Source organism: Pseudomonas sp. 50_B (assembly GCF_017491625.1).
Classification (GTDB): domain Bacteria; phylum Pseudomonadota; class Gammaproteobacteria; order Pseudomonadales; family Pseudomonadaceae; genus Aquipseudomonas; species Aquipseudomonas danubii.
Window position 1 is genome coordinate 24737 of sequence record NZ_JAFGYX010000014.1, and the last position, 23011, is coordinate 47747.

Consider the following 23011-nt stretch of genomic DNA (forward strand, 5'->3'; position numbering starts at 1 on the left):
GCGTCTCCTCGTTATTGTTCTCGGTCCAGGGGCACCCGGACACTCAGGAGGGTGCCCTCTCCCTGTTCACTGTGCAGCGACAGGCTGCCGCCCATGATCAGCACCCGCTCGCGCATGCCCACCAGGCCAAAGGACGTCGGGCGTGCCGAGGCGGTGTCGAAACCAAGGCCGTCATCGCTGATGGTCATGCACAACTCGCCCTCTTCCAGGGCCAGGGTCAGTTCCACAGTATGCGCCTGGGCATGGCGCATGACATTGGTCAGGGCCTCCTGGAGGATACGAAACAGGCCGACGGCCTTGGCGTCACTCAGGCGCGGCAGGTTATCCGGCACTTGAACCAGGCAAGGAATCTGTGTGCGTGCTTCAAACCGCCGGGCCTGCCATTCGATGGCCGACGCGATGCCCGCATCGAGGATCGGCGGCCGCAGGGCCGTGGCCACGTCGCGCACCAGTTGGAACAATTGGGCAATCAGGCGCTTCATGCTGTTGAGTCGTTCGTGCAGGCCCGGGTCGAGTTGGGCATAGGCCAGTTCGCACATGGAGGTTTCCAGCTTGAGCACGGTGAGCATCTGCCCCAGCTCGTCATGGACTTCCCGGGCAATGCGGGCCTTTTCTTCTTCGCGCACGCTTTCCAGGTGCGCCGACAATTCCCGCAATTGCTCACGGGAGCTGGCCAGCTCCAGCTCGATGCGCTTGCTTTCGCTGATGTCCCAGACAATGCCGTCCCAGACAAAAGCGCCGTCATCCAGGCGGCGGGTGATGGCCTTGATCTCGGCCCAGCGCTGCTGGCCCTGGCGGGTCAGGATGCGACCTTGCCAGGACCAGTCGCTATCGGTGTCCAGGGCCTGATCCTGGGTCTGGTGATAACTGGCCTTGTCGTCCGGGTGCACCAGGCTGCGCAGGCCGGTGTCCCGGTGGGCCAGCGTCGCCGGCGAGTAGCCCACCAGGGTTTCACTGCCTTCACTGATATAGGCGAAATCGATCTGCCCGGTGACCGGCGCTCGCTCCAGGCGGAACACCAGGCCCGGGACGTTGGCGGCGATACCCTGCAGGCGCGCCTCGCTTTCCCGCAGCGCCGCCAGTGCACGACGACGCTCGGTGACGTCATTGAGGTAGACCACCAGGTATTCACTGTCGCGAAAACGCAGGAAGCTCAAGGACACGTCCGCCGGCAGGATACTGCCGTCAGCACGCACGCACTGGGTCTCGAAACTCTGCGCGCCCTCCTCACTGGCCCGGGCACGCTTCCACAGGTTGAGCCAGCGATCCATGTGCAGGTTGGGTTCGAAATCGATCAGCGGGCGGTCGATCACTCCGCCCGCCGGATAACCGAGCATCTCTTCAGCGGCCCGATTGGCATAACGCACATGACTGTCCCAGTTGACCCAGAGAATGCCCACAGTGCTTTGATCAATGGAAAACTGGGTCAGGCGCAGGGCTTCTTCGCTGGCGGCGCGCAGGGCGATATCCTCACGTGCCGCCAGCAACCTCTGCTCCAGACTGCGTTGCTGACGACGCTGCCAGAAGACAGTCGCCAAGCTGGCCAGCAACAGGATCATCAACAGTAGGCTGAGGTTCTGCCAGACGCCGGGGGATTCTCCCAGGCGCGGGTACTTGGGCTGCAGCCAACGACTGTGCAATTGCTCCAGCTCCTTGGCCGGGATCGCGTGCAAGCCGGCCTCTACGATACTGGCCAACTCCGGCCAGTCGCGACGGGTTGCTACCCGTAACAGCTGCGGCAGGCCGATATCCCCCACCACCGCCAACCCGGAAAACTCTGCCTCCGCCGACAGGCGACTGAGCTGGGCTTCATCCACAACCGCATAACGGGCTTGCTGGCTCAGCAGCAGTTGCAGGGCCTGGCGCTCCAGGGGAACCCCTTGCAGATTCAGGTTGGGGTAGGTCAGGCGCAGGTAATCGGCCACCGCGCTGGGCATGCGCACCGCGACTCGGGCCTGGCTGTCGAGCTTCTCCAGTTCCACGGCCCCCGCGCCCTTGCGCTCACCCACCACCAGCTGTGGCACACGCATATAAGGGTCGCTGAACAGCCACAGCCTCAGGCCCGCGGGCGTCTGGGTCAGGCCGGGGGCCATGTCCACTTCGCCGTCGCGCAGGGCTCTTTCCAGCTGTGCCTGATCGGGAAAGTTGCGCCAGCTGAGTTCAATCTTCAGCGCCTGGGCCAAGGTCTGCATCAGTTCGACGTTAGCCCCGGACAGGCGCTGCAGACGCCGGTCGTATTGGGCGAACGGTGCCTGCAGTACCAGCCCCACCCGCAACTCCGGGTGTTGTTCAAGCCATTGACGCTGCTCGTGGCTCAAGGGTGCTGTGGGCACATGGGGCGTCGGTGCCGCCCCGCCTATCAAGGGAAGGCACAGACAGCCGATAAGCAGAAGGCAGCGAAAACGCATCATCTGAAGTCTCACACCCTGACAAATACTGACCAACCCATTAGGCTGCCGGAATTACTTCTGGCCTGGAATATCCGATGCCCCTTGTCCACCGCTCGGCACTGCCTGCATTGTGCCTGTCGCTGATCCTGCCTTGGACCTTTTCTGTGGAAGCCGCCGACCCGGCCCCGGAAACCAAGAGCCCCGAGGAACAACCGGCGCAACGCCAAACCCTGCCTGAACGCAGCCAGGAAGATGCCAGCGCCCTGGAGCGTCAGTTGCCTGCCCAGGAGCAACAGCAGTTGCAAGCCGGTGGCGACACCTTCCTGGCCCTGTGGAAACCGGCCAACACCAGCGAACCCAACGGCGTGGTGATTATCCTCCCGGGAGCCGGCGAAAGCGCCGACTGGCCCCAAGCCGTGGCCCCACTGCGCAATAAACTGCCGGACACTGACTGGGGCAGCCTGAGCCTGACCCTGCCGGACATGCTCAGCGAAGCGGCACAACCGCGGATCGTCGAGGCCGCACCGCCGCCAGCGGACATCAGCAACACCGCCAAAGACGCCAGCGCCGAGGCCAAGCCCATCGAACAAGCCGCCGGTGGCGAAGCCGACGTGGCGGACCGCGCCGTCGCAGAAAGCACCGAAGAACAGGTCAAGGCCGATGCCGAGCGCATCTTCACCCGGATCGATGCAGCCCTGGCCTTCGCCGAACAGCAGAATGCCCGCAGCATCGTGCTCCTGGGCCACGGCACCGGCGCCTACTGGGCCGCACGCTACCTGAGCGAAAAGCAGCCCTCCCAGGTACAGAAGCTGGTGATGGTGGCTGCCCAGACACCTGCCAATGGCAAGCCACAACTGGCAGAGCTGACACCGACCCTGAAGCTGGCAATCGCAGATTTCTACTATGTCGACAAAAGCGCTGCGCAGAAAGCGGCACTGGAACGACTGCAAGCCAGCAAGCGCCTGAAGCATTCAAACTTCAGCCAGATCGCCCTCAAAGCCCTGCCCGGCAATCATGCCGCCCAGCAAGAGCAGCTGTTCCGCCGGGTACGTGGCTGGTTGAACCCGCAGAACACCGACAGCTGAAGAGCTCGAGCCGCCACTGCCTGACTGGCAATGGCGGCCCGGCCACGCCTCAGCGGAAATCCCGGCGCTCGCGTATCAGGGCATAGGCGCTGTGCAATTCACGGGTCGTTTCCGTCGCCTCCCGCACCTGGGCTGCACTGGCACCGCTACCGGCGATCTTGTCCGGGTGATGACGACTAAGCAGGCGGCGATAGGCGCGCTTGATCTGTGCCGGTTCAGCAGTGGCGGCAACCCCCAACAGGCGCAACGCCTCCTGATAGGTCAGGGTTCCCTCGGCCAACGACCTGCGCGCCGGGCCATACTCCTGCGCCAGCGCCTGGATCTGTTCCGTGGTCCAGCCCAGCCATTTACCCCAGAGCTGGATCAGTTCACGCTCCGCCGGACCCACCCGGCCATCGGCCCAAACCATCCGCCAGCAGGCACGCAACACACCCTCCGCGGCATGGGGCTGGGCACTCAGGCGCCGCAGATAACCGCGCAGACGGTCATTGCCCGACTTGCCTCGATTGAAGGCTGCAATGGCACGGCGCTGGGCTGAATCGTTCATGTCCAGCGAACGCATCTCCTGACGCGCCTGCTGGATATGCCCATCCACCACCCGGCCATCACTTTTCGCCAAGCGCCCCAGCAACACGAACAGCAATTCATCATTGCGCAACGCTGGGCGACCGCCCAGGCGCTCACGCACATGCGCCCAGCTGTGCAGTTGCAGGCGCCGGTCCAGAGCCTGCCCCAACAACGCACCAAGCATGGCCCCCGGAATGCTGGCAATTGCAAAACCCGCTCCGGCTCCGATCAGAGTCCCTGGCCACCACATATCAGCGCCTCGCTTGCAGCAGGGCTTCGACCTGCGCCAGACGCTCGACCGTTCCCACGTCGATCCATTGCCCCTGCATATGCTCGCCGCTGACCTGTCCCCGGGCCATGGCCTCACGCAACAGCGGTGCCAGTTTGCAGGGGCCCGGGACACAGTGCTGGAACAAATTCGGATGCAGAACCGAAATCCCACTAAAGGTCAGGGCTGCAGCTCCGGGCCGGGCATCGTGCAACATCCCGTCCTGCAGGCAGAAATCGCCACCGCTGGGATGGTGCGCCGGGTTATCCACCATCACCAGGTGAGCCAGTCCAGCCAGGGGCCGACGCAAGGAGGCGAAGTCGTAGTCGGTCCAGATATCGCCATTGACCACCAGAAACGGTTCATCCCCCAACAAGGGCAAGGCTTTGAAAATACCGCCGGCGGTTTCCAGAGGCTCGCTTTCCGCCGAGTACTGAATGTTCAGGGCCCAGCGTTGACCGTCGCCAAGGGCGTCCTCGATCTGCTGGCCAAGCCAGGCATGGTTGATGACGATGTCGCAAAAACCCGCCTTGGCCAGCGCCAGCAGGTGGTATTCGATCAGGGGCATGCCGGCTACAGGCAACAGCGGCTTGGGGGTGGCCAGGGTCAGGGGGCGCATGCGCTCGCCCTTGCCGGCGGCCAGAATCATTGCCTTCATGCATCGGCTCCCGCTGGCTGGCGCAGGCTGAGCAGCAGTTGCGAAAGCTCGGCCAATTCGGGACGACGGGCCAGCACTGCTTCTATATAGGCAAAGAACCGTGGCACGTCGGCCAGGTAACGAGGCTTGCCATCGCGGTGGCATATCCGCGAGAAGATACCGATCACCTTGAGGTGACGCTGTACGCCCATCAGGTCACTGGCCCGGAGGAACTCCTCGAAGTCTTCCTGGACCGGAATCCCCAGCGCTCGGGCCTGGTGCCAATAGCCCTCCAGCCAGCCACGCACCCGGGGCTGCGGCCAACTGAGGAAGGCATCCTTGAACAGGCAGGTCACGTCGTAGGTCACTGGGCCGTAGACCGCATCCTGAAAGTCCAGCACCCCTGGGTTCGGTTCGCTGAGCATCAGGTTGCGAGGCATATAGTCGCGATGCACCAGCACCTTGGGCTGCGCCAGGGCGCTGTCGATCAGCAGGTCACTGACCCGCTGCCACTGTTCACGCTGCTGCGCACTGAGCGTGACAGCCAGTTCACGTCCGACGTACCACTCAGGAAACAGCTCCAGCTCACGGCGCAAGAGAGCGACATCGTAGCTGGGCAATGGCGCATCCATCGGCAACTGTTGAAACGCCAGCAAGGCCTGCAGTGCATCTTCGAAAAGTGCATCGGCATTGCTTTCGTCGATCACATCGAGATAGGTCTTGTTGCCCAGGTCGTTGAGCAATAAAAAGCCCCGAACCAAGTCTTGGGCATAAATTTTCGGCACATTGATGCCGGAAGTCGCCAGTAACTGGGCGATATCCACGAAGGGTTTGCAGTTTTCCTGGGGTGGCGGAGCATCCATGACCACAAAGCTGCGGCCTGCACCCTGCCAACGGAAATAACGGCGGAAACTCGCGTCGCTGCTGGCCGCGGTCAATGTCGCCGGGGGTACTTCACCCCAGCCTTGTGCTGCATAAACAATCGCCAACTGCTCATCGAGCCAAACTTTCAGGTGTTGCAAGCGTACATCTTGGTCAGGCATTACAAGGGTCTCCGACGGCGCTAGCCGTCAAGCGGGTCATGCTTTATTATCCAGCATCTTTTTCAGACCATCGAGAGGCGTGCGGCCCACACCGCGGGCAGATGGCACGCAGGAAGCCCGGACTAATAAGATGGCATTGAAATCCCCCGCGTTTCGTAAAAAATTTCCGTTGCTGGTTACCGGCGGTTTGCTGGCCCTGCAACCTCTAGCCACTTCCTTCGTGGTCGCCGCGGAACAGTATGACTGCTCAGTCTCTGCTTCGGGTGGCTGGGCCTGTGCGCCGAAAGCCAGTGCAGCCCCACTGCCTCCACGGCCGATTCACGATGCCAGCTCGGTCAGTTCCAACGGCGCCGCCGCAACCGACAGTGGCACAGCAGAACAAGCTACCGGCGACAAGCCAGTGCTGGTCACCGAGGCCAAAGGCCGGGGTCTGAAGTCCCGCAGCGCGGACTACAGCCACCTCGACTGGGTACCGCGCGAGAAGCTCACCGCCGCTCAATTGGCCGAAACCGGTCCTTACTGCTCTGGTTCCTATATCGAACCAATTCGTCCTGGCATGAATGACAAGACGAATAAAAGTGACGCCCCCACCTTTATCGGTGCCAAGGCCTCGCGTTATCAGCAGGAAGAACAGGTGGCGACCCTGGCCGGTGACGTGGTCATGCGCCAGGGCAGCATGCAGGTCGAAGCCGACGAGGCCAACCTGTATCAGGCCGAGAACCGTGGCGAGCTCAGCGGCAACGTACGCATCCGCGATAACGGCACGCTGATGGTCGGCGACCACGCCGACGTACAACTCGACACTGGCGAAGCCAAGGTCGATAACGCCGAATACGTGATGCACAAGTCGCGGGTTCGCGGCAGTGCGCTGTATGCCAAGCGTGCGGAAAACGCCATCATCCGCCTCAAGGATGGTACGTACACCACGTGCGAACCGAACAGCAACGCCTGGCAGCTCAAGGGCAACAACATCACCTTGAACCCGGCCACCGGCTTCGGTACCGCGACCAACGTGACCTTGCGGGTCAAAGACATTCCGGTGCTCTACACCCCGTATATCTATTTCCCGATCGACGACCGTCGTCAGTCCGGCTTCCTGCCGCCGAGCATCGGCACAGGCGGCGATACCGGCTTCATGCTGGTCACGCCCTACTACTTCAACCTGGCACCGAACTACGATGCCACGTTGTACCCGCGCTACATGTCCAAGCGCGGCCTGTTGATGGAAGGCGAGTTCCGCTACCTGACCAAGAGCAGCGAGGGTCAGTTCGGCGCCGCCTACCTCAATGACGACGACACCGATCGCAAGAAGCAGACCGACTACGAAAAAACCCGCTACATGCTCAACTGGCAGCATAAGGGCGGGCTTGATTCGCGAGTGATGACCGAGGTCGACTACACCAAAATCAGCGATCCGTATTACTTCCAGGACCTGGAAACCGATCAGATCGGCGTGAAAACTAACGATTACGTCAACCAGCAAGGCGTAGTGACCTACCGTGGTGATGACTACACCGCACGCCTCAACGTACAAGCGTTTGAGCTGGCAAGCGTCTCCAACATCACTCCGTACAACAAGCTGCCGCAGATCACCTTCAACGGTGCGCTGCCGTACCATCCGCAAGGTCTGGATTTCACCTATGAAACCGAGCTGGTTCGGTTTGAGCGGGATCTACTGAAGGGCAACTACACAGATAAAGATGGCGGACCGATTGACCCTATCACCGGGCTGGTAGGCAATCCGCGCCTGGACACCAACGTAGCGGGCCTGGCCCGCGCCAACGGTGATCGCTTGAACCTCAAGCCCGGTGTCAGCCTGCCGTTGAACTGGAGCTATGGCTATCTGACTCCATCCCTGAAGTATATGTACACCCAGTACAATCTTGATCTGGATGGCCAAGGCAAAGACGACTTGGTCACCAACAGGAATAGAGCTGCTGCCTTGGGTGAGTCGTACAAGAGCTCACAAAACCGCGGCGTACCAATCGCCAGCGTCGACGGCGGCCTGTACTTCGACCGTGACACTCAATGGTTTGGCAAGAACTACCGCCAGACCCTGGAGCCGCGTGCGTTCTACCTCTATGTACCCGAGGAAGACCAGAAGGACATCCCGGTATTCGATACCGGCGAATCCACCTTCAACTACTCGTCGCTGTTTCGTGAAAACCGCTTCTCTGGTTCAGACCGTGTCGGCGACGAGAACAAGCTGTCTCTGGGCGTGACCAGCCGCTGGATCGAAGACAACGGCTTCCAGCGTCAGCGCGTCAGCGTTGGCCAGGCCCTGTACTTCAAGGATCGCACCGTCCAGTTGCCAGGTATCGACTACCGCACTCGCGACGATGCAACGTCCAACGTCTCGCCTTACGCCCTTGAATACGAATACCGTTTCAACCGCGACTGGCGCGCCAACGCAGAGTACAACTGGGACCCGGACAGCCACACCGCACGCTCCGGCAGTGCGATGTTCCACTACCAGCCTGAAGACAACCCGAACAAGGTGGTCAACGCCGGCTATCGCTATCGCAACGACCAGATCCGCTACGACCAGAACAGCGGTACCTGGAAAATGGGCGGCGACTACGGCACTCCAGGTACGCCTGGCTACGTGAAGGACTACTACAAGATCCAGCAGCATGACTTCTCGGTGATCTGGCCGATCGTGCCGCAATGGAACGCCATCAGCCGCTGGCAGTACGACTACAACCGTAACCGCACGCTTGAGGCCTTCGGTGGTTTCGAATACGACAACTGCTGCTGGAAACTGCGCCTGATCAGCCGTTACTGGGTCAAGTATGACGAGTTCAGTCAGAACGCTCCGGAGAACGAGAAAGGCGACCGCGGCATCTTCCTCCAAATTGTTCTGAAGGGTCTCGGTGGCGTCATGGGCACCAAAGTAGAGAGCTTCCTCGACAAAGGCATCCAAGGTTATCGTGAACGTGAAGACCAAGCTTTCTGATTGTCTGCGCCCGCTGATGTTGGGCGCGCTGTTCCTGAGCACTGCGGCCAGCGCCGCAGTGCAGTCCATCGACAAGGTTGTGGCCATCGTCGACAACGACGTGGTCATGCAGAGCCAGTTGGATCAGCGGGTTAACGAAGTTCAGCAAACCATCGCCAAGCGTGGCGGTGGTGTGCCGCCTACCAGCGTCCTGGAACAGCAGGTTCTGGAGCGTCTGATCGTTGAAAACCTGCAACTGCAGATTGGCGAGCGTTCCGGCATCCGCATCACCGATGAAGAACTGAACCAGGCCATCGGCACCATTGCCCAGCGCAACAGCATGAGCATCGAGCAGTTCCGTGCCGCTCTGGCCCGCGACGGCCTGTCTTATGAAGACGCTCGTGACCAGGTGCGCCGTGAAATGATCATCAGCCGCGTGCGTCAGCGCCGGGTGGCCGAGCGTATTCAGGTATCGGAACAGGAAGTGAAGAACTTCCTGGCCTCGGACCTGGGCAAGATGCAGCTCTCCGAAGAACTGCACCTGGCCAATATCCTGATCCCGACCCCGGAAAGCGCCAACTCCGAAGCGATTCAGAGTGCCGCCCGCCAGGCCATGGACGTGTACCAGCAACTCAAGCAAGGTGCGGACTTCGCGCAATTGGCGATTGCCCGCTCCGGCAGCGACAACGCCCTGGAAGGCGGCGACATGGGCTGGCGTAAAGCTGCTCAATTGCCTCCTCCGTTCGACCGTGAACTGAGCGCAATGGCCGTGGGCGATATCACCCAGCCAGCGCGCACCCCAGGCGGCTTTATCATTCTCAAGCTGCTGGACAAGCGCGGTGGCGGCAATCAGGTGCGCGATGAAGTGCATGTGCGCCACATCCTGATCAAGCCAAGCGAGATTCGCAGCGAAGAAGAGACCAAGCGCCTGGCACAGAAACTCTACGACCGCATCGAAGCCGGCGAAGACTTTGCCGAACTGGCGAAAAGCTACTCGGAAGACCCGGGTTCGGCGCTCAACGGCGGCGACCTCAACTGGATCGACCCGAACGCCCTGGTGCCTGAGTTCCGCGAAGTGATGGCCAAGACCCCACAAGGTCAACTGTCCAAGCCGTTCAAGAGCCCTTATGGCTGGCATGTACTGGAAGTCCTTGGCCGTCGCGCCACCGACAGCACCAGCCAGGCCCGCGAGCAACAAGCCATGACCGTCCTGCGTAACCGCAAGTACGACGAAGAGCTGCAGACCTGGTTGCGGCAGATCCGTGATGAGGCCTACGTCGAGATCAAACTGCCTGGCGCTGAACAGGCGGCCCAGTGAAACCCAGACGTTTCGCTCTGACACCCGGCGAACCGGCGGGTATAGGTCCTGACCTGTGCCTGCTGCTCGCCTCGCAACCCCAGCCATACCCCCTGATTGCCATCACCAGCCGCAACCTGCTCCTTGAGCGGGCCGCGCAGCTGGGTGTGGCAGTCAATCTGCTGCCGGTGACCCTGGAACAACTGCCGAGTCAACCTGCCCCCGCAGACAGCCTGTATGTCTGGGACACGCCCCTGGCCAAGCCGGTAGTCAGCGGCCAGCTGGACCAGGCCAATGCCGCCTTCGTCCTGGAAACCCTGACTCGCGCCGGCCAAGGCTGCCTGGATGGGCACTTTGCCGGCATGATCACGGCCCCCGTGCACAAGGGCGTGATCAACGACTCCGGAATCGCCTTTTCCGGGCATACCGAATTTCTCGCGGACCTGACCCACACCGAACAAGTGGTGATGATGCTGGCCACCCGTGGCCTGCGCGTGGCCCTGGTGACCACCCACCTGCCCTTGCGGGAGATTGCCGACGCCATCACCGCAGAACGCCTGGAACGGGTCACACGAATCCTGCATGCCGACCTGCAGCATAAGTTCGGCATCCCCCAGCCACGCATCCTGGTGTGTGGGCTCAACCCTCATGCCGGTGAAGGCGGACACCTGGGCCGCGAAGAAATCGACATCATCGAACCCACCCTAGAGCGTCTGCGCACCGAAGGCATGGACCTGCGCGGCCCACTGCCTGCCGACACTCTGTTTACCCCCAAATATCTGGAGCACTGCGACGCAGTGCTGGCGATGTACCACGACCAAGGCTTGCCCGTGCTGAAATACAAAGGCTTCGGCGCGGCCGTCAATGTGACGCTCGGCCTGCCGATCATCCGCACCTCCGTCGACCACGGCACCGCCCTGGACCTGGCCGGCAGCGGCAAGATCGACACCGGCAGCCTGCAGGTCGCCCTGGAAACCGCCTACCAGATGGCCGAGAACCGTTTATGAGCGAGCAATACCAACACCGGGCGCGCAAGCGCTTCGGCCAGAACTTCCTGCACGACGCCGGCGTCATCGACCGTATCCTGCGGGCTATCCACGCCAAACCCGAAGACCGCATGCTGGAAATCGGCCCGGGCCAGGGCGCCCTGACCGAAGGCCTGCTGGGCAGCGGCGCGCAGCTGGATGTGGTGGAGCTGGACAAGGACCTGATCCCGATCCTCAACCAGCAGTTCGCCGGCAAGAGCAACTTCAACCTGCACCAGGGCGATGCCCTGAAGTTCGACTTCAATACACTGGGCGCCGCACCAAGCAGCCTGCGGGTGGTCGGCAACCTGCCCTACAACATCTCCACCCCGCTGATCTTCCACCTGCTGCAGAACGCCGGGCTGATCCGCGACATGCACTTCATGCTGCAAAAGGAAGTGGTCGAGCGCCTGGCCGCCGGCCCTGGTGGAGGTGACTGGGGTCGCCTGTCGATCATGGTTCAGTATCACTGCCGAGTGGAACATCTGTTCAACGTCGGCCCCGGCGCCTTCAATCCTCCACCGAAGGTTGATTCGGCCATCGTGCGCCTGGTACCTCACGCGGTGCTGCCACATCCAGCCAAGGATCATCGCCTGCTGGAACGCATCGTCCGCGAAGCCTTCAACCAGCGCCGCAAGACACTGCGCAATACCCTCAAGGCCCTCCTCAGCAGCGCCGAGATCGAAGCCGCCGGTGTCGATGGCAGCCTGCGACCCGAGCAGCTGGATCTGGCCGCCTTTGTACGCCTGGCCGATCAATTGGCCGACCAGCCCAAGCCTGCCAACGACTGAGAAACGCCCTTGCCCGAGATCGGGTAGGACGCCGGACAGGATGTCTGGTTTACTACCCGATACTTGACCTAGACTGACCTCCATCAGCTTTGTCCCGCGCCCCGCTTTGCTTTAAAGGCCTTTTGCATGTCCGATCCTCGTTATCAGGTCGACGTCAGCGTCGTCACCCGCTTTCTGGCAGACCAATCGCAACCCGAGCAGAACCGTTTCGCTTTCGCCTACACCATTACCGTTCAGAACAACGGATCACTCCCGGCCAAGCTGCTGTCCCGGCACTGGGTGATCACCGACGGTGATGGCCATGTAGAAGAGGTTCGTGGCGCTGGCGTGGTTGGCCAGCAGCCATTGATTGCCGCTGGCAAGAGCCACACCTATAGCAGCGGCACGGTGATGACCACCCGGGTCGGTAACATGCAGGGCAGTTACCAGATGCTGGCCGAGGACGGCAAACAGTTCGACGCCATCATTGCCCCCTTCCGCCTGGCGGTCCCCGGGGCCCTGCACTGATGGCAACCTACGCCGTCGGCGATCTGCAAGGCTGCCTGGAACCGCTGCAGTGCCTGCTTGAACAAGTCGCGTTCGACCCTGCCAGGGACCGCCTGTGGCTGGTGGGAGACTTGGTCAATCGCGGCCCACAGTCACTGGAAACCCTGCGCTACCTTTATTCCATCCGCGATTCGCTGGTTTGCGTGCTGGGCAATCACGACCTGCACCTGCTGGCAGCCTGGCGCAATATCGAACGGCTGAAGAAGTCCGACACGCTGCGGGAAATCCTTGAAGCCCCAGATTGCGAAGAACTGTTGCAGTGGTTGCGCCAGCAAAAACTGATGCATTACGACGAAGCCCGCAACGTGGCCCTGGTCCATGCCGGCATCGCCCCGCAGTGGTCCCTGAAGAAGGCCCTCAAGTGCGCCGCCGAAGTCGAGGAAGCGCTACGCGACGACAACCTCTTCGAGCCCTTCCTGGACGGCATGTACGGCAACGATCCTGCGAAATGGGACAGCGACCTCAAGGGCGTGACCCGCCTGCGCGTCATCACCAACTACTTCACCCGCATGCGTTTCTGCACCAGCGAGGGCAAGCTCGACCTCAAGAGCAAGGAAGGACTGGACACCGCACTACCGGGCTACGCGCCCTGGTTCAGTCACAAGGAGCGCAAGACTCGGGACCTGAAGATCATCTTCGGTCACTGGGCGGCCCTGGAAGGCCATTGCAACGAACCCGGCATCTTCGCCCTGGACAGCGGCTGCGTCTGGGGCGGGGCCATGACCTTGCTGAATGTCGATACCGGCGTGCGCCTGACCTGCGATTGCGACGCCCAGGGGCACACTGCGCCCCTTTCCCCAGAACCCTTGCCCGTCCCGGCAAAGCGCTAGTCGGCGCTGACTATCTAGCTCCAGGAGCCCGCCATGAGCGAATTCAAACGCATCCCTCCAGAACAGGCCCAGGCACTGCGCGAACAAGGTGCCGTGGTCGTGGATATCCGCGATCCGCAAACCTATGCACTGAGCCATATCAGCGGCGCGCAACACTTGGATAATCACTCCATTTCCGACTTCATTCGTGGTGCCGACCTCGATGCCCCATTGGTGGTGGTCTGCTATCACGGCAACTCCAGCCAGAGCGCTGCCGCGTATCTAGTGAGCCAGGGCTTCTCCGACGTTTACAGCCTCGATGGCGGCTTCGAACTTTGGCGCAGTACCTATCCGACGGAAATCGCTCAAGGCACCGCCGAATAATTTTTTTCAGTAGCGCTAGCCCGCGTACTACGCGGGCTTGCGCGCCACCGGACGAACGGTAGTGCGCAACTAATTCCCCATCTCGCCTTGACCTCCCGGATTCCGAACTATCCTTAGCCTCAGGCCATCCAAATCAGGGGAGAGCCGGTACACCGGCGAGCGGGTCATCGGTACTAGCTTTCAAGGTCGATAGCTTTGAAAGTGTTCTGGGGGGTAAACAGCAGCTGGAAACTCAGCTGCATGCCAGCACTTGACTGACTGATCCGACGCCGGCTCCACGTATCGAGCGAGGTGACGTCATGAGTATTTTTAGCCACTTCCAACAACGCTTCGAATCCACACGCCAGGAAGAGTTTTCGCTGCAGGAATACCTGGAACTGTGCAAAAAGGACCGAAGCGCCTATGCATCCGCCGCCGAGCGCTTGCTATTGGCCATCGGCGAACCCGAGCTGCTGGACACCTCGACCAACTCGAGGCTGTCGCGAATCTTCTCCAACAAGGTAATCCGGCGCTATCCGGCCTTTGAAGACTTCCATGGCATGGAAGAATGCATCGACCAGATCGTCTCCTATTTCCGCCATGCCGCTCAGGGCCTGGAAGAGAAGAAACAGATCCTCTATCTCCTGGGTCCGGTGGGCGGTGGTAAATCGTCCCTGGCCGAGAAGCTCAAGCAACTGATCGAAAAAGTGCCCTTCTACGCCATCAAGGGCTCCCCGGTCTTCGAATCGCCGCTGGGCCTGTTCAATGCCACGGAAGATGGCGCCATTCTCGAAGAAGACTTCGGCATCCCGCGGCGCTACCTCAACACCATCATGTCGCCATGGGCCACCAAGCGCCTGGCGGAGTTTGGCGGTGACATCAGCCAGTTCCGGGTGGTGAAACTTTACCCGTCGATTCTCAACCAGATCGCCGTGGCCAAGACCGAGCCCGGGGACGAGAACAACCAGGACATCTCGGCCCTGGTGGGCAAGGTGGATATCCGCAAACTGGAAGAATTCCCGCAGAACGACGCCGACGCCTACAGCTACTCCGGGGCGCTGTGCCGGGCCAACCAGGGCCTGATGGAGTTCGTCGAAATGTTCAAGGCACCGATCAAGGTGCTGCACCCATTGCTCACCGCCACCCAGGAAGGCAACTACAACAGCACCGAAGGGCTGGGGGCGATCCCCTTCACCGGCATCCTGCTGGCCCACTCCAACGAATCGGAGTGGCACACCTTCCGCAACAACAAGAACAACGAAGCCTTCATTGACCGTATCTACATCGTCAAGGTGCCTTACTGCCTGCGTGTCAGCGATGAGGTGAAGATCTACGACAAGCTGCTGTTCAACAGCTCGCTGGCCAAGGCCCATTGCGCCCCCGACACCCTGAAGATGCTGGCACAGTTCACTGTGCTGTCGCGCCTCAAGGAGCCGGAAAACTCCAATATCTACTCGAAGATGCGCGTCTATGACGGCGAGAACCTGAAAGACACCGATCCCAAGGCCAAGTCGATCCAGGAGTACCGCGACAGTGCCGGCGTCGATGAAGGCATGAATGGCCTATCGACCCGCTTTGCCTTCAAGATCCTGTCAAAAGTCTTCAACTTCGATCCCCATGAAGTGGCGGCCAACCCGGTGCACCTGCTGTATGTGCTGGAGCAGCAGATCGAGCAGGAGCAGTTCCAGGCAGAAACCCGCGAGCGCTACCTGCGCTTCCTCAAGGAGTACCTGGCACCACGCTACATCGAGTTCATCGGTAAGGAGATCCAGACTGCCTACCTCGAGTCCTACAGCGAGTACGGCCAGAATATCTTCGACCGTTACGTGCTCTACGCGGACTTCTGGATTCAGGATCAGGAATACCGCGACCCGGAAACCGGCGAAATCCTCAATCGCGTTGCCCTCAACGAAGAGCTGGAGAAGATCGAAAAGCCTGCGGGCATCAGCAACCCGAAGGACTTCCGCAACGAAATCGTCAACTTCGTCCTGCGGGCACGAGCCAACAACAATGGCAAGAACCCCACCTGGCTCAGCTACGAGAAGCTGCGGGTGGTCATCGAGAAGAAAATGTTCTCCAACACCGAGGATCTGCTGCCGGTCATCAGCTTCAACGCCAAGGCCAGCAAGGAGGATCAGCAGAAACACAACGACTTCGTCACACGAATGGTCGAGCGCGGCTACACCGACAAACAGGTACGGCTGCTGTCCGAATGGTATCTGCGGGTCAGAAAATCGCAGTAAAGCAGCTGCAAGCTTCTAGCCACAAGCTGCAAGCCCGGTGCCGTAGAGCCCTCACAGGCTCTGCTGCAGCGTGACTTACGGCTTGAGGCTTATGTCTTGAAGCTCCCCGGAGGGGCCCATGAGCTATGTGATCGACCGACGTCTCAATGGCAAGAACAAGAGCACGGTGAACCGCCAGCGGTTTCTGCGGCGCTACCGTGACCACATCAAAAAGGCCGTCGAAGAGGCCGTCAGCCGCCGCTCCATCACCGATATGGAGCATGGCGAACAAATCAGTATTCCCGGACGGGACATCGACGAACCGGTGCTGCACCACGGCCGTGGCGGCAAACAGACCGTGGTCCATCCCGGCAACAAGGAATTCACGGCTGGGGAGCATATCGCCAGGCCTCAGGGTGGTGGTGGAGGCGGTGCTGGCCGCGGCAAGGCGGGCAATTCCGGCGAGGGCATGGATGAGTTCGTCTTCCAGATTACCCAGGAGGAATTCCTCGAGTTCATGTTCGAGGATTTGGAGCTGCCCAACCTGGTCAAACGCAACCTGACCGGGACAGACACCTTCAAGACCGTGCGTGCCGGGATCAGCAACGAAGGCAACCCATCGCGGATCAACATCATCCGCACCTTGCGCTCGGCCCACGCCCGACGCATTGCCTTGTCCGGCAGCAGCCGGGCCAAGCTGCGGGAGGCCAAGGAGGATCTGGAGCGCTTGAAGCGGGAAGAACCGGACAACTTCGGCGATATCCAGGAACTGGAAGCTGAAATCGAGCGCCTGAGTGCGCGGATTCACCGCGTGCCCTTTCTCGACACCTTCGACCTCAAATACAACCTGCTGGTGAAACAGCCCAACCCCAGCTCCAAGGCGGTGATGTTCTGCCTGATGGACGTATCCGGCTCCATGACCCAGGCGACCAAGGATATAGCCAAACGCTTCTTCATCCTTTTGTACCTGTTCCTCAAGCGCAACTACGACAAGATCGACGTGGTCTTCATCCGCCACCACACCAGCGCCCGGGAAGTGGACGAGGAAGAGTTCTTCTATTCCAGGGAAACCGGCGGGACCATTGTCTCCAGCGCGCTGAAGCTGATGCAGGAAATCATGGCCGAGCGCTACCCGAGCAACGAATGGAACATCTACGCCGCCCAGGCCTCCGACGGCGACAACTGGAACGATGACTCACCCATCTGCCGCGATATCCTGATCAACCAGATCATGCCTTTCGTGCAGTACTACACCTACGTGGAGATCACTCCACGTGAACACCAGGCCCTGTGGTTCGAGTACGAACGTATCGCCGAGGCCTTCTCCGACACGTTCGCCCAGCAACAATTGGTTTCGGCCGGCGATATCTATCCGGTCTTCCGTGAACTCTTCCAGCGCAGGTTAGTGACATGACCGCCAGAGAGCAGAAGCGCCAACCTATCTCCACCGGCTCGGAATGGACCTTCGAGCTGATCCAGGCCTACGACCGCGAAATCAGCCGTATCGCGGCTCGCTATGCTCTGGATACCTATCCCAACCAGATCGAAGTGATCACCGCCGAGCAGATGATGGATGCCTATGCCTCGGTGGGCATGCCCTTGGGTTATCACCATTGGTCCTACGGCAAGCACTTTCTCAGCACCGAAAAGTCCTACAGCCGTGGGCAGATGGGACTGGCCTACGAGATCGTGATCAATTCAGACCCTTGCATCGCCTATCTGATGGAGGAGAACACCATCTGCATGCAGGCACTGGTGGTGGCCCACGCCTGCTACGGCCACAACAGTTTCTTCAAGGGCAACTACCTGTTCCGCACCTGGACCGATGCCAGCTCGATCATCGATTATCTGGTGTTCGCCAAGCAGTACATCATGCAATGCGAGGAACGCCATGGCATCGATGCCGTGGAGGATCTGCTGGATTCCTGCCATGCCCTGATGAACTACGGCGTCGATCGCTACAAGCGGCCTTACCCGATCTCCGCCGAGGAAGAACGGCGTCGGCAGAAGGATCGGGAAGAGCACCTGCAGAAACAGATCAACGACCTGTGGCGCACGATTCCCAAAGGCGCGGACAAATACAGCGACAAGGACAACGCGCGATTCCCCGCAGAGCCTCAGGAAAACATCCTGTATTTCATCGAAAAACATGCGCCATTGCTGGAGCCCTGGCAGCGAGAAATTGTCCGCATCGTGCGCAAGATCGCCCAGTACTTCTACCCGCAGCGCCAGACCCAGGTGATGAACGAAGGCTGGGCCACCTTCTGGCATTACACCCTGATGAATGACCTGTATGACGAAGGCCTGGTCACCGACGGCTTCATGATGGAATTCCTCGCTTCCCACACCAGCGTGGTTTATCAGCCGGGATTCGACAGCCCTTATTACAACGGCATCAATCCTTACGCTCTGGGTTTTGCCATGTACCGGGACATCCGCCGCATGTGCGAAGACCCCACCGAAGAAGATCGCCGCTGGTTCCCGGAACTGGCCGGCACCGACTGGCTGTCGAGCATCAAGTTCGCCATGAGCAGTTTCAAGGATGAGAGCTTCATCCTGCAGTATCTGTCCCCCAAGGTGATCCGCGACCTCAAGCTGTTCAGCATCATGGATGACGACCAGAAGGATGACCTGCTGGTACCAGCAATCCATGATGAAAGCGGCTATCGAATCATTCGGGAAACCCTGGCCGCGCAATACAACCTGGGCAACCGTGAACCCAACGTGCAGATCTGGAGCATCGACCGTCGTGGCGACCGCTCGCTGACCCTGCGCCATCAGCAACACGATCGCAAACCCTTGGGGGATTCCACCGAGGAGGTGCTCAAGCACCTGCACCGCCTCTGGGGCTTCGATATTCACTTGGAAACCCTGCAGGGCGATCAGGTGATAAAAACCCTTCACGTACCGCCGAGAAGCGATCACAACGAAAACGACTACGGACGACTGGACCTGGCAGTCATCCACCTCTAAGCCCAAGAACGAGCCTCCGTTAGCGCGACACAAGGGTTATCCTGTCGTGCTAACGGAGGTTTTTTTATGCGGATTTATAAAGTCGGCGGAGCTGTACGCGATCGCCTGCTGGGCAGACCAGTCACCGACGTCGACTGGGTCGTGGTGGGCGCCAGTGCGCAAGACATGATCGCCAAGGGCTTTCGCCCGGTTGGCGCCGATTTTCCAGTGTTTTTGCACCCCAAGAGCGGCGAGGAATACGCCCTCGCTCGAACCGAGCGCAAGAGTGGACGGGGTTACGGCGGTTTCACTTTCCATGCCAGTCCGGAAGTCACCCTGGAAGAGGACCTGATTCGCCGCGACCTGACGATCAACGCCATGGCCGAAGATGATCAGGGTCTTGTGACTGATCCTTACAACGGTCAAAAGGATCTGGAAAACCGGCTGTTGCGTCATGTTTCACCGGCATTCGCCGAAGATCCCTTGCGAGTTCTGCGAGTGGCACGCTTTGCCGCGCGCTACGCCGACCTGGGTTTCAGCGTGGCCCCTGAGACACTTGAATTGATGCGCCAACTCAGCGAGTCAGGCGAGCTTCAAGCCCTGACGGCGGAACGCAGCTGGAAGGAGATGTCTCGCGCCTTGATGGAGGATCAGCCTCAGGTCTTTATCCAGGTATTGCGTGACTGCGGCGCCCTGGCCGTACTGATACCTGAGGTCGACGCACTATTCGGCGTTCCCCAGCCACCGACCCATCATCCGGAAATAGACACCGGCCTGCATACCCTCAGCGTGTTGCAGCAAGCGGCGCTGCACCAGCAGCCCCTCTCGGTACGTTGGGCTTGCCTGCTCCACGACCTGGGCAAAGGCGTGACACCCGAGGAGGAGTGGCCACGCCACATTGGTCACGAGCACAAGGGACTTGAACTGATCAAGGCCGTCAATGAGCGCTTCAAGGCCCCACGGGAATGCCAGGAGCTGGCGCTGTTGGTGGGGCAGTATCACACCCACGCCCACAAGGCCCAGGAACTGAAGGCTTCGACACTGCTTGAGCTGCTGCAAAGCTTCGACGTCTTCCGCCGTCCGCAGCGCTTTGAAGAGTTCATTGCCGCTTGCGAAATGGACGCCCGTGGTCGCCTGGGGCTGGAGTCACGACCCTACTCCCAAGCAGATTACCTGCGCGGCGGCGCCAACGCGGCGCGCTCAGTGGCGGTTCAACCTTTACTGGAGCAGGGCTTCAAAGGCCCGGAACTGGGTAAGGCGTTGAGGCTGGAGCGACTGAAGGCAATCAAGACCTACAAGGAACAGCACGCATCCTGAGAAACGGCTGACAAGGCTCCAGCCTTGTCAGCACAAGGAGAGTCCGAGGAGTTACAGGCCCGGAGGCGTCAGTTGCCTGCCCTGCCATTCGAACGCCACGGGCGCTAGAACCTGATCGATCTGCGCCTCATCCCAAAGCATCCCCAAGCTCTTGCCGGCCAATGGATGTAGCCGCTCCGGCGCCATCAGCGACAGCGGCCAAAGCACAAAGGCATTCTTCAGGATTTCCGCACGGGGCAGGATCAGGCCATCGAAATTGCCAGTCAGGTCGCCGTACAGCAGCACATCGATATCCAGTGGCAAACCTTTGCGGTCCGGGGCATAACGACCGTTGTCCGCCTCGATGAACTTCAAACGCCGGTCCAGTTCAGTCAACGGCAAGTCGGTGTAACCCGACACCACCAGATTGAAGAACGGACCGCTCTTGATTCCCACCGGCTGGCTTTCAAACACTGCCGAGCAACGCATATCCACCAGGAAACCGGCCAAGGCATCGAGCCCGGCCCGCAGATGAGCTTCACGCTCGATATTGCTACCAAGCCCCAGAAACACCTGAGTCAGAGACATCCGCGCTCGATCTCCACACCCACGCCAGTGGCGGCCGGAACAGCGCCTGGCTTGGTCAGCTTCAAATGCAGCCAAGGAATGTGAAACTCGCTCATCAACACTTCGGCAAGACGCTCGGCAAAGGTTTCCACCAACTGGTACTGGGCCTGCTCGGCAAACGCCTGGATCCGCGCGGAAACACTGGCATAATCCAACGCCAGCGTCAGATCGTCCCCAGCAGCAGCCGGACGATTATCCCAAGCAAAGCTCAGATCAAGACGCAGACACTGTCGGATGCCACGCTCCCAGTCGTAGGCTCCAATCACGGTGTCCACTTCCAGTCCTTCGATAAACACTCTGTCCAAGCACTCTTCTCCGCAGCACGACAAGGGCGCAATGCGCCGTTAGAATCAGGGCATCCTCGCCCGGAATAGTTAGCATGTTTTGGTTACTGGCGATTCTCGCCTACCTGCTTGGCTCTCTGTCCTTCGCCATTTTGCTCAGCCGCCTCACGGGCAACCCCGACCCGCGAATGAGTGGATCGGGCAATGCCGGTGCCACCAACATGCTGCGTCTGGCCGGCAAAAAACTCGCTGTCCTAACCCTGCTGGGGGATCTGTGCAAAGGCCTGGTACCTGTGCTGATCGCCCACCTTGCGGGGCTTTCGTTGCAACAACAGGCGTGGATCGGACTCTACGCCGTAATCGGCCACCTGTTCCCACTGTACTTCCGCTTTCGCGGCGGCAAAGGTGTCGCCACTGCTGCCGGCATGTTGCTGGGGCTCTATCCCCCGGCGGCGCTCCTGGCCATCGCCGCCTGGGCGCTGACCTTCTACCTGACCCGCACCAGCTCACTGGCCGCCCTGATCGCCACCCCCCTGACCCTGCCGCTACTGGCCTGGCAGGAACCTGAGGCACTACTACCGATGAGCGTACTCACGCTACTGATCGTTTGGCGCCATCGCGGCAATCTACGCGACCTGTTTGCCGGGCGCGAACGGCATTTTTGAATCCGACAGATGAAAAGACTTCAGCTTGCGCGTCTCTCTCAGAGTGCTGACAGCTGCTCCATCGGCCAGCGTGCCTGCACACTGATCGCCAGGCTTTCCTGCTGTCCGGCCTGCAAACGCTGACAGCCGGCATAGGCGATCATCGCGCCGTTGTCGGTGCAGAACTCGGGACGAGCGTAGAACACATTGCCGTTCATCTCGGCGAGCATGTTTTCCAGGGAGGCTCGCAGGGCCTTGTTGGCACTCACGCCCCCGGCAATGACCACACGCTTGAGGCCTGTCTGCTTCAAGGCGCGCTTGCACTTGATGGTCAAAGTTTCCACCACCGCTTGCTGGAAGGCGAGAGAGATGTCGCAACGGGTTTGCTCACCGTCGTCTCCAGCACTGACACACTGCTGCCAGGTGTTCAGGGCGAAGGTCTTCAAGCCGCTGAAGCTGAAGTCCAGGCCCGGACGATCGGTCATTGGCCGCGGGAAGACAAAACGCCCAGGGACGCCCTGTGTTGCCAGGCGGGCGATCTCGGGGCCGCCTGGATAATTCAGGCCAATCATTTTCGCGGTCTTGTCGAACGCTTCGCCTGCCGCATCGTCCAGGGTCTCGCCCAACAGCTGGTATTGGCCGATGCCATCAACCCGGACCAACTGGGTGTGGCCGCCCGACACCAACAAAGCGACGAACGGAAATTCCGGCGGATGCTCCTCGAGCATCGGCGCCAGCAGGTGACCTTCCATGTGATGCACGCCCAGGGCCGGAATCCCCCAGGCAAAGGCCAGCGCCTGGGCGCAGGAGGCACCTACCAACAAGGCGCCCACCAAGCCGGGACCTGCGGTATAGGCAATGGCATCGATCTCGGTGGAGACACAGTCAGCTTGCGCCAGGACCTGACGAATCAGGGGCAGCATACGCTTGACGTGGTCACGAGAGGCCAGTTCCGGCACCACGCCACCGTAGACGCGATGCAGGTCGATCTGACTGAACAGCGCGTCGGCCAGCAGGCCACGCTCACTGTCGTAAAGCGCGACGCCGGTTTCGTCGCAAGAGGTTTCTAATCCCAGTACTAGCATGGGTTTGCGCCTTGTAGAGGCTGAATTCGAAGGCGCGCATAATAGTCGCCACTCCTGCGCCCGGCCAGCGGTTTTCGATCAGAGGCTTTGCATTCCGAGCGTTGAGGGGTTAACATCCGCAACCCTTAAAAACCGACGACCTCAG

20 protein-coding genes are annotated in these 23011 nt (G+C 60.5%); 13 read left to right on the top strand and 7 right to left on the bottom strand.

Going from position 1 to position 23011, the window contains the following annotated elements:
• Positions 1 to 11: 11 nt before the first annotated feature.
• On the bottom strand, positions 12 to 2411 hold the full coding sequence (locus tag J5M73_RS19920) for a sensor histidine kinase (protein ID WP_102861914.1): 2400 nt from the start codon (positions 2409 to 2411) through the stop codon (positions 12 to 14).
• A gap of 74 nt (positions 2412 to 2485) precedes the next feature.
• On the opposite strand from J5M73_RS19920, the gene J5M73_RS19925 reads away from it, so the two are divergent.
• The gene (locus tag J5M73_RS19925; protein WP_102861915.1) at positions 2486 to 3475 is read left to right on the top strand and encodes an alpha/beta hydrolase family protein; all 990 of its coding nucleotides are present in this window, start codon (positions 2486 to 2488) and stop codon (positions 3473 to 3475) included.
• 49 nt (positions 3476 to 3524) lie between these two features.
• On the opposite strand, the gene J5M73_RS19930 is transcribed toward J5M73_RS19925, so the two are convergent.
• The 3 genes from J5M73_RS19930 to J5M73_RS19940 are packed head-to-tail and all read right to left on the bottom strand — an operon-like array spanning position 3525 to position 5990.
• Complete coding sequence (locus J5M73_RS19930) at positions 3525 to 4292, bottom strand: TerB family tellurite resistance protein (RefSeq protein ID WP_102861916.1); 768 nt, start codon at positions 4290 to 4292, stop codon at positions 3525 to 3527.
• A gap of 1 nt (position 4293) precedes the next feature.
• Positions 4294 to 4968: an N-acetylmuramate alpha-1-phosphate uridylyltransferase MurU gene (gene murU / locus J5M73_RS19935; RefSeq protein ID WP_102861917.1), complete on the bottom strand. Its 675-nt coding sequence runs from the start codon at positions 4966 to 4968 to the stop codon at positions 4294 to 4296.
• Positions 4965 to 5990, bottom strand: a complete 1026-nt coding sequence (locus tag J5M73_RS19940) for a phosphotransferase (RefSeq protein WP_102861918.1) — start codon at positions 5988 to 5990, stop codon at positions 4965 to 4967. Before J5M73_RS19940 ends, murU begins: the two co-directional genes overlap by 4 nt.
• A 130-nt stretch (positions 5991 to 6120) precedes the next feature.
• Here J5M73_RS19940 and J5M73_RS19945 point away from each other — a divergent pair, with 130 nt between their 5' ends.
• From J5M73_RS19945 to J5M73_RS19995, 11 genes are all read left to right on the top strand, one after another.
• Positions 6121 to 8946 (top strand): LPS-assembly protein LptD, encoded by a 2826-nt coding sequence (locus J5M73_RS19945; RefSeq protein ID WP_102861919.1) that lies wholly within the window; start codon positions 6121 to 6123, stop codon positions 8944 to 8946.
• Entirely contained in the window at positions 8927 to 10243 is a 1317-nt protein-coding gene (gene surA / locus J5M73_RS19950; RefSeq protein ID WP_146036396.1) for a peptidylprolyl isomerase SurA, read from the top strand. Before J5M73_RS19945 ends, surA begins: the two co-directional genes overlap by 20 nt.
• Positions 10240 to 11229 (top strand): 4-hydroxythreonine-4-phosphate dehydrogenase PdxA, encoded by a 990-nt coding sequence (pdxA, locus tag J5M73_RS19955; RefSeq protein WP_102861921.1) that lies wholly within the window; start codon positions 10240 to 10242, stop codon positions 11227 to 11229. Before surA ends, pdxA begins: the two co-directional genes overlap by 4 nt.
• Complete coding sequence (gene rsmA, locus J5M73_RS19960; RefSeq protein ID WP_102861922.1) at positions 11226 to 12038, top strand: 16S rRNA (adenine(1518)-N(6)/adenine(1519)-N(6))-dimethyltransferase RsmA; 813 nt, start codon at positions 11226 to 11228, stop codon at positions 12036 to 12038. Before pdxA ends, rsmA begins: the two co-directional genes overlap by 4 nt.
• Positions 12039 to 12164: 126 nt before the next feature.
• On the top strand, positions 12165 to 12545 hold the full coding sequence (gene apaG, locus J5M73_RS19965; protein ID WP_025131262.1) for a Co2+/Mg2+ efflux protein ApaG: 381 nt from the start codon (positions 12165 to 12167) through the stop codon (positions 12543 to 12545).
• On the top strand, positions 12545 to 13414 hold the full coding sequence (locus J5M73_RS19970) for a symmetrical bis(5'-nucleosyl)-tetraphosphatase (RefSeq protein ID WP_102861923.1): 870 nt from the start codon (positions 12545 to 12547) through the stop codon (positions 13412 to 13414). Before apaG ends, J5M73_RS19970 begins: the two co-directional genes overlap by 1 nt.
• A 33-nt stretch (positions 13415 to 13447) precedes the next feature.
• Positions 13448 to 13777, top strand: a complete 330-nt coding sequence (glpE, locus tag J5M73_RS19975) for a thiosulfate sulfurtransferase GlpE (protein WP_102861924.1) — start codon at positions 13448 to 13450, stop codon at positions 13775 to 13777.
• 299 nt (positions 13778 to 14076) lie between these two features.
• A complete protein-coding gene (locus tag J5M73_RS19980; RefSeq protein WP_016967942.1) occupies positions 14077 to 15999 on the top strand; it encodes a PrkA family serine protein kinase in 1923 nt (640 codons plus the stop codon).
• Between the two features lie 118 nt (positions 16000 to 16117).
• On the top strand, positions 16118 to 17392 hold the full coding sequence (locus tag J5M73_RS19985; RefSeq protein ID WP_102861925.1) for a YeaH/YhbH family protein: 1275 nt from the start codon (positions 16118 to 16120) through the stop codon (positions 17390 to 17392).
• A complete protein-coding gene (locus J5M73_RS19990) occupies positions 17389 to 18951 on the top strand; it encodes a SpoVR family protein (RefSeq protein ID WP_102861926.1) in 1563 nt (520 codons plus the stop codon). Before J5M73_RS19985 ends, J5M73_RS19990 begins: the two co-directional genes overlap by 4 nt.
• A 66-nt stretch (positions 18952 to 19017) precedes the next feature.
• Positions 19018 to 20247: a multifunctional CCA addition/repair protein gene (locus J5M73_RS19995; protein ID WP_102861927.1), complete on the top strand. Its 1230-nt coding sequence runs from the start codon at positions 19018 to 19020 to the stop codon at positions 20245 to 20247.
• Positions 20248 to 20298: 51 nt separating this feature from the next.
• Here the strand turns inward: J5M73_RS19995 and folK are convergent, their stop codons facing one another.
• Both folK and folB read right to left on the bottom strand, forming a co-directional pair.
• Positions 20299 to 20814, bottom strand: a complete 516-nt coding sequence (gene folK / locus J5M73_RS20000) for a 2-amino-4-hydroxy-6-hydroxymethyldihydropteridine diphosphokinase (protein WP_102861928.1) — start codon at positions 20812 to 20814, stop codon at positions 20299 to 20301.
• Entirely contained in the window at positions 20805 to 21158 is a 354-nt protein-coding gene (gene folB, locus J5M73_RS20005; protein WP_102861929.1) for a dihydroneopterin aldolase, read from the bottom strand. The genes folK and folB overlap by 10 nt, the downstream gene beginning before the upstream one ends.
• A gap of 74 nt (positions 21159 to 21232) precedes the next feature.
• Between folB and plsY the strand changes: the two genes are divergently transcribed.
• The gene (plsY, locus tag J5M73_RS20010; protein WP_102861930.1) at positions 21233 to 21802 is read left to right on the top strand and encodes a glycerol-3-phosphate 1-O-acyltransferase PlsY; all 570 of its coding nucleotides are present in this window, start codon (positions 21233 to 21235) and stop codon (positions 21800 to 21802) included.
• A 38-nt stretch (positions 21803 to 21840) separates the two neighbouring features.
• Here the strand turns inward: plsY and tsaD are convergent, their stop codons facing one another.
• Positions 21841 to 22866 carry a tRNA (adenosine(37)-N6)-threonylcarbamoyltransferase complex transferase subunit TsaD gene (tsaD, locus tag J5M73_RS20015; RefSeq protein ID WP_102861931.1) on the bottom strand — a complete coding sequence of 342 codons (1026 nt, stop codon included), beginning with the start codon at positions 22864 to 22866 and terminating at the stop codon, positions 21841 to 21843.
• Between the last annotated feature and the right edge of the window lie 145 nt (positions 22867 to 23011).

Bases quoted from the DNA above. Each gene is read 5' to 3' on its own strand.
- J5M73_RS19920 (WP_102861914.1), bottom strand. From the start codon at position 2,411: ATGATGCGTTTTCGCTGCCTTCTGCTTATCGGCTGTCTGTGCCTTCCC.
- J5M73_RS19925 (WP_102861915.1), top strand. From the start codon at position 2,486: ATGCCCCTTGTCCACCGCTCGGCACTGCCTGCATTGTGCCTGTCGCTG.
- J5M73_RS19930 (WP_102861916.1), bottom strand. From the start codon at position 4,292: ATGTGGTGGCCAGGGACTCTGATCGGAGCCGGAGCGGGTTTTGCAATT.
- murU (WP_102861917.1), bottom strand. From the start codon at position 4,968: ATGAAGGCAATGATTCTGGCCGCCGGCAAGGGCGAGCGCATGCGCCCC.
- J5M73_RS19940 (WP_102861918.1), bottom strand. From the start codon at position 5,990: ATGCCTGACCAAGATGTACGCTTGCAACACCTGAAAGTTTGGCTCGAT.
- J5M73_RS19945 (WP_102861919.1), top strand. From the start codon at position 6,121: ATGGCATTGAAATCCCCCGCGTTTCGTAAAAAATTTCCGTTGCTGGTT.
- rsmA (WP_102861922.1), top strand. From the start codon at position 11,226: ATGAGCGAGCAATACCAACACCGGGCGCGCAAGCGCTTCGGCCAGAAC.
- apaG (WP_025131262.1), top strand. From the start codon at position 12,165: ATGTCCGATCCTCGTTATCAGGTCGACGTCAGCGTCGTCACCCGCTTT.
- J5M73_RS19970 (WP_102861923.1), top strand. From the start codon at position 12,545: ATGGCAACCTACGCCGTCGGCGATCTGCAAGGCTGCCTGGAACCGCTG.
- glpE (WP_102861924.1), top strand. From the start codon at position 13,448: ATGAGCGAATTCAAACGCATCCCTCCAGAACAGGCCCAGGCACTGCGC.
- J5M73_RS19980 (WP_016967942.1), top strand. From the start codon at position 14,077: ATGAGTATTTTTAGCCACTTCCAACAACGCTTCGAATCCACACGCCAG.
- J5M73_RS19985 (WP_102861925.1), top strand. From the start codon at position 16,118: ATGAGCTATGTGATCGACCGACGTCTCAATGGCAAGAACAAGAGCACG.
- J5M73_RS19990 (WP_102861926.1), top strand. From the start codon at position 17,389: ATGACCGCCAGAGAGCAGAAGCGCCAACCTATCTCCACCGGCTCGGAA.
- J5M73_RS19995 (WP_102861927.1), top strand. From the start codon at position 19,018: ATGCGGATTTATAAAGTCGGCGGAGCTGTACGCGATCGCCTGCTGGGC.
- folK (WP_102861928.1), bottom strand. From the start codon at position 20,814: ATGTCTCTGACTCAGGTGTTTCTGGGGCTTGGTAGCAATATCGAGCGT.
- plsY (WP_102861930.1), top strand. From the start codon at position 21,233: ATGTTTTGGTTACTGGCGATTCTCGCCTACCTGCTTGGCTCTCTGTCC.
- tsaD (WP_102861931.1), bottom strand. From the start codon at position 22,866: ATGCTAGTACTGGGATTAGAAACCTCTTGCGACGAAACCGGCGTCGCG.